The organism is Kiritimatiellia bacterium, assembly GCA_028715905.1.
Taxonomy (GTDB): Bacteria; Verrucomicrobiota; Kiritimatiellia; order JAAZAB01; family JAAZAB01; genus JAQUQV01.
Genome location: JAQUQV010000092.1, coordinates 1 through 6030, shown reverse-complemented (window position 1 = coordinate 6030; position 6030 = coordinate 1). Strand labels below are relative to the sequence as shown.

Genomic DNA, 6030 nt, shown 5'->3' with positions numbered 1-6030 from the left:
ATTTTGCTTGGCGAAAACGCCACCTTTATTGAACGTCATGCCGCCTCGGAAATGGCAAAGTATATTGAAACCGCGAGCGGCGCCAGACTGGAAATCACGAGCAACCGGCCGGATATAAACGCCCGGAACATCATTCTTTTGGGCCGGACGGAAACCAATCCGATCATGATGGAATTGGCCAGGAACGGGCTTTTCCGTCTTTCCCCGGAACAGCCGGGGTTGGACGGTTTTATCATCAAGACGGTTTCCCGCAACGGAAAAAATTACTTGCTTGTGGGCGGATCAATGGATCGCGGCACGCTTTACGGCGTTTATCATTTCCTGGAGAAGGTGCTGCGGGCGGGGTTTTTCTGGGAGAGCGAGCGCATACCCCGGCAAAACACCATTCGCTTCGGCCGGATTGACATTGCCGAAAAACCGCGCTTCCAAATCCGCCAGTATCCCCAGGGTTGTGTTTTTACGTATAACTCCCGCCAGTGGGACATCGCCGACTGGAAAAGGGAAATTGACTGGATGTGCAAACACAAACTCAATCGTTTGTATGTTCCATCGGATGCCCACTCCCCCCTGGCGGATGTGAACGAAATTGTAAAGTATGCCCGTTCGGTCGGATTGGACACCATATTCATGCTGAAATTCAGCGTGGATGAGGAGTTCCGCAAAAAACATCCGGCGGCAAGATATCTTTCCATTCGTTACGGGACGACGCCATACATGGAACTGCATCCGGCCGACCCCCTCTTTGTTTCCGAATGCGGAAAAAACATTGCAGCTTATGTAAAAAAATACGGCAAGGGCAACACCTACCGCATTGAACCCTACGGCGAACGGTCTTTTGATCAATTATCCCCGGCCGAACGGGAGGAACTTAAAATTGACTATGCCAGGAGTGTTATCGCGGCGGTCCAGGCGGCGGACCCCGAGGGACAGCTCTTTATGTGGAGCTGGGCGTTCAGCACATGGAATAAAAATTTGATCCGCAGGTTTTTGGAATGTTTTCCCGATGACAATTTTTACATTTGCGATTCTTACGCGGAAACCTGGCCGATTTATAAAAACAACGGCTATTTTTACGGCAAACAATGGGGATTTTCAGTTCTGCGTTATTTTGGCGGCGACGACGGAATGAAAGGAAACCTGGCCGATTTGATTTCGCGGATGAAGGAAGTCGCGGAGGATCCGAAAGCCGGACGCTGCATTGCCTTTTTTATGGAACCGGAGCTTATTACCTATAATTCCATTTATTTTGAATTGGCAACGCAACTGGGATGGAATCCGCAAAACGTGACGCTTGAGAATTATTTGCGCGATTACGCCCTGCGGCGTTACGGTCCGGAACGGGCGGACGGCATGTTGGCCGTCTTGCAGGAACTGGCGAAAAGTGTTTATGGCAACAGCCCCGGGTCCGAGGCGTTGTACCAGTTTCCGCGCTACGAGGGTTCCGAGGGAAATATGTATCATGGACATTTTTCCTTTTGGAACATTTACAAAGAGGACGTTTACGCGTTGGCGTTGAGCCGGGCCGTTCGCCGGTCAATCAACAATGTTCCGTCCTTGCAGGCGGCGCTGCAAATGGCTTTGGCGCAGCGGGACGAGCGCAACCCCTGCTATCTGCGGGACTTGACCGACATTGCCCGGCAAGGGCTTGCCGAAGTTTTCAATTGTCATTTTCTGGCCATGCAACGGGCGTTTTACGAACGGCAGCCCGGTCCGCTGACGCGGGAAATCGCCGCCTTGAAAGTTATCATGGAAGGCGCGGAAGAATTGGTTTTCAACTCCGGCTTGTACCGCCTGCAACCGCTGGAAGAAAAAATCATGCGTTATCCAAGCCAAGCCGAGCGGGAGTTGGATGAAATCAGGAACACCCTGACCACTTTTTACAAACAGCGCTGGCTGCTTGATTATCAAGGCAAGGATTATTACGAACTGATCAAATACTATTACCGGCCGAGGCTTTGGACTTACCTTGACGAAATTGCCCGGGCGGCGGAAGCGGGAAAATGGAGCATGCAGGACGCGGCCATTGATCGGATCCTGGAAAATGCGGGACGGCAATGGGCAAATTGCGTCTTTGAACCCGAATCGGGCGAACGGGACTTGTTCCGCTCAGTGGAAAAGGCGGGACAACTGATGCGGGAGTTCCAGCCGGAAAGGGCGCCCTTTTTGCTGGAAGGGGCAAAATTAAAAATTTGCGCCCCGGTCTGGGAAGATCGTTTTGCCGGCGTGGCGGATTGGAAAAAGAAACCGGGCGCGGCGGGCGAGATGATTTCCAACGGGCAAACGGCGATTATCACGGCGCCCCGGGAAAAGGCGGCTGTTTTCAGCCGCGATTTGGATATTTCCATTGCGGCCGGCCCGCTCTTTAACTTCCGCTTCAACCGGGTAACGCATGGACATGCAAGCATCTGGGTAACCTGGCTGGATGCCGGCGGCCAACCGCATCGGATCCGCGTCTGGCGCGATGTTTACGAAGGCATTGCCGAAAACAGCTGGATTGAAATACAACTGGATCTTCAGCAGATGTTCCAGGTTTTCGCCACGCCCGCGAAGCTGGTGAAAATAGAAATTGAAAATACGGCCGGCACGGTGACGCAATGGGAACGGATGGCTTTTGGAAAGAAAGCCGGCGGGATAAAACGGTTTTTGAACGCGCTCATGTCAAAACGGCCGTTTTCAGGCAAACAAAACAGCGGCCAGTCTGGCAATTGATTTCAATGCAAACCGAACTTGATCTGAATGTCCAGGTGGCGGAACCGGCCCACGTTCAAATTGAACGCGCCCTGCGGCGGCAAATACAGTGCGGAAAATTGGCGCCGTATCAAAGACTGCCTTCCACCAACGAACTGGTCCGGCAGCTGGGCGTGAGCCGTAACGCCATTCAACGCGCCATGTCCGCTCTGGTAAAAGACGGATGGATTGAGCGCAAACCCATGCGCGGCACATTTGTTAAAAACCCGCTGCGCCCCGCCCTGATCGGCATTCTTTTCAACCCGAACCTGGCCGACGAAAACGCCTGCTTTCAAAGGACGGTGTTACAGGCTTTACGCCGCAATCTGTCCGCCCTGAACGAGAACGCCTGGCAATGCCGGACATATGACGGCTTCCACCAGTTGAAATTCGGCCGAAACATAAAAAACCTGCCGGGTTATCAAGATCTGATAAAGGACATGAAAAACTATCCTTTTGCCGGCTTTATCCAGCTGGTAGGCCGCGACTCCAGGAACAAGCTCAACGCGGTCATCAAGGGGGTCCCGACCGTGCGCTTCGGCTCGCCGCTGGACCCAGCCGTTGACCTCGCGCTGGATTATGAGGAATTCGGGCGGAGCAGCGTGGAATATCTCGCAAAACTTGGCTTGCAAAGGCTCGCCTATTTCCGCGTGATGAGAAACATTACCTGCGACGGCATGGACACGAGGGGCATACAATCAGCCGCGGCGCGCGTCAAAATCCCAAAAGTGGAAATATGCCAGACCCCGGACGCCGACCGGAAAACATGCCTGCAGGAGCTGGCCTATAACAGCATGTGCGCCCTGATGCGGAAATGGGACCGGCGGAACAATTGGCCGCAAGGCCTGATAGTCTCGGACGATATTGCGATGTATGGCGTGGCCATGGCGCTGGCGCAAAAAGGAGTTGAAGTTCCCGGAAAAATGAAAGTGCTCATGATGGCCAACAAAGGCATCAATCTCTGGTACGGCATTCCGGTTGTCCGCAACGAATTTTCACCGGACGATCTGGCCCGCGGGCTCGTCCGCATGCTCAGCCTGCGGATTCATAAAAAAAACCTGCCGGCCCGGCCCGTAAAGGTGCCGTGCAAACTTTAATGAAAACAAAAAAAAACAGGCTTTCAGCTAACAGGCAAAAGACCGCTTCAAACCGGCCGCCGGTCATGCTGGACGCGGACTTTGAGGGCGGCGGCCTGGAAAACATCCGCAAGGCAGGCGACCGCCATTTTGTGTGCTCGCTGCGCAAGGGAACCTCGCCCGCGCCGCTGTGGTATTATTTTCGTCTGCGGGGCGTCAAAAACCGGCGGGTCTTGATTGAAATAGACAACGCCCATGACATAAAAAACGATAAAAGCTACCTGGATGATCCGGAGTTCTGGCCGATCGCGCGCCCGGTCTTTTCATACGACAAAAAACATTACGGGCGCATCCGCAACCCGCATTATGATCCCGCATCCGGCGTTTTTTCCTTCGCGCACCGGTTTAAAGAAGACACGGCGTATGTTTCCTTTTCATTCCCCTACGTTTGTTCCGACCTGGAAAAATACCTGGCCCGCATTCGCTCCTCGCCCCATGTCCGCATCCGCAGGATTGCGCGCAGCGGGGAAAAACGTAATATTTATTGGATCGCCGTAACGGATGCCGCGATCCGGACTGTTAAAAAGGGCGTATGGATTCTAGCCCGGCAGCACGCCGGCGAAACGCCGGGGTCATTTGCCGTTGAAGGCCTGGTAAATTATTTGCTCTCGGACGCCTCCGCCGCGCGGCGACTGCGGAAAGAATTTGAATTCAACCTGGCGCCCATGGTGGACGCCGATAACGTCGCCCGCGGTCATTACGGAAAAGACAGCCAACCGGTTGACTACAACCGGGACTGGAAAAGCGTTTCCCGAAGACCCGTGGTGCGCGCCATAAAAACCGCAATTGACCGCTGGGCAAAGACGCGCCGGATCAGCGTCTTTATGGACTTCCACGCGCCGGGATTGCGGCACGGCAACGACATGGGCGAAATGCCGGCGCGCCTGGCGCGCGGTGATCTTCATCAATACAACAGATTTTCAGCGCTGCTCGCCGCGCAGGCGCCAAAATGCAGTCCTTACCAACGCAGACATTTTCAAGAACACGAGACGCTCGCCCAGCCCGGACACGCCATCTCATGGTTTTACCGGCGTTACGGAGCTTTTTCAACGGTCCTGGAAATAAGCTATCACCGGACCGTCCGGGGAAAAAACCGCTACGCAACCCCGGCCTCCCTGCGCGCCTACGGCGCCGCGATCGCGAAAACCGTTTATTATTTTTCCAATCCTGAAAAAAAATTTAAGGAGCCGAACATATAATGCGCAAAAATAAAAAAAACTCCCTTGCTTTCCGCCGGAAAATACCCGTGGCCGGTTGTTTTGACGTCGTAGTCTGCGGCGGCGGGCCGGCGGGATTCAGCGCCGCCGCCGCCGCCGCGCGCGCCGGCATGAACACGCTGTTGATAGAACGTTTCAACTGCCTGGGCGGAGCGGGGACGGTTGGTCTGGTTGGCCCGTTTGCGCCTACCGACGGAACGAACGGCGGCGTTTACCGGGAAATACTGCAACGGCTGGCGGCCGAAAAATCCCTGAAAAGCTCATGGTATTACCGCATCCCGAACTGCTTTGACGCCGAAACCTACAAATATGCCGCCCAGACATTGTGCGAAGAGGCCGGCGTGCGTTTTCTTTTTGACACAATGGTTTCCGACGTGATCATGCGCCGGCGCGAAATAGAGGGGGTGGTTGTCGCCAACAAAGGCGGATTGCAGGCGGTTTTCGGCCAGGTGACCATTGACGCCACCGGCGACGGCGATATCGCCTGGATGGCCGGCGCGCCGTACGAAAAAGGCGACCGCAAAGGGCGCTGCCAGCCGACGACTTTCTTTTTCAACATCGGCGGAATCCGGCCGGTCAAACTGACCGCCCGGGATGTCCTGAACATTAAGCGCGCCTACCGGCGGGCTTTGCGGGAAGGCGCGATACATCTTCCGCGGCACATGGACAACATATGGTCGTGGACGGATTTCATCGGCGAAGGCAGCACCATCCGCGCCGCGGAAACGTCAATCAACATTGATATGACAAGCGGGATGGACGGAACCGATCCGGAAGCGTTGAGCAAAGCCGAGGCCGAAGGCCGGCGGCAAGCCTGGGAATGCCTGCGCTTTTTCAGGAAAAACATTCCGGGAGCCGAAAAAGCCTACATCACCCAGACCAACCTGCTTTACGGACTGCGCGAGACGCGCCGCATCCGGGGGGAATATTATCTGACCAAAGCCGATATC

4 protein-coding genes are annotated in these 6030 nt (G+C 54.9%); all 4 read left to right on the top strand.

From position 1 onward, the window contains the following. The coding region (locus PHP98_11415; protein ID MDD5484237.1) for an alpha-N-acetylglucosaminidase TIM-barrel domain-containing protein at positions 1 to 2709 on the top strand (2709 nt) is incomplete at its 5' end. A gap of 5 nt (positions 2710 to 2714) precedes the next feature. Next, positions 2715 to 3824 carry a GntR family transcriptional regulator gene (locus PHP98_11410; GenBank protein ID MDD5484236.1) on the top strand — a complete coding sequence of 370 codons (1110 nt, stop codon included), beginning with the start codon at positions 2715 to 2717 and terminating at the stop codon, positions 3822 to 3824. Next, on the top strand, positions 3824 to 5062 hold the full coding sequence (locus PHP98_11405; protein MDD5484235.1) for a M14-type cytosolic carboxypeptidase: 1239 nt from the start codon (positions 3824 to 3826) through the stop codon (positions 5060 to 5062). Before PHP98_11410 ends, PHP98_11405 begins: the two co-directional genes overlap by 1 nt. Next, on the top strand, positions 5062 to 6030 hold a 969-nt coding region (locus PHP98_11400; GenBank protein ID MDD5484234.1), incomplete at its 3' end, for an FAD-dependent oxidoreductase. The genes PHP98_11405 and PHP98_11400, both read left to right, overlap by 1 nt.

Excerpts from the sequence above, each read along its gene's own strand:
- PHP98_11410 (MDD5484236.1), top strand. The coding sequence starts at position 2,715 with ATGCAAACCGAACTTGATCTGAATGTCCAGGTGGCGGAACCGGCCCAC.
- PHP98_11405 (MDD5484235.1), top strand. The coding sequence starts at position 3,824 with ATGAAAACAAAAAAAAACAGGCTTTCAGCTAACAGGCAAAAGACCGCT.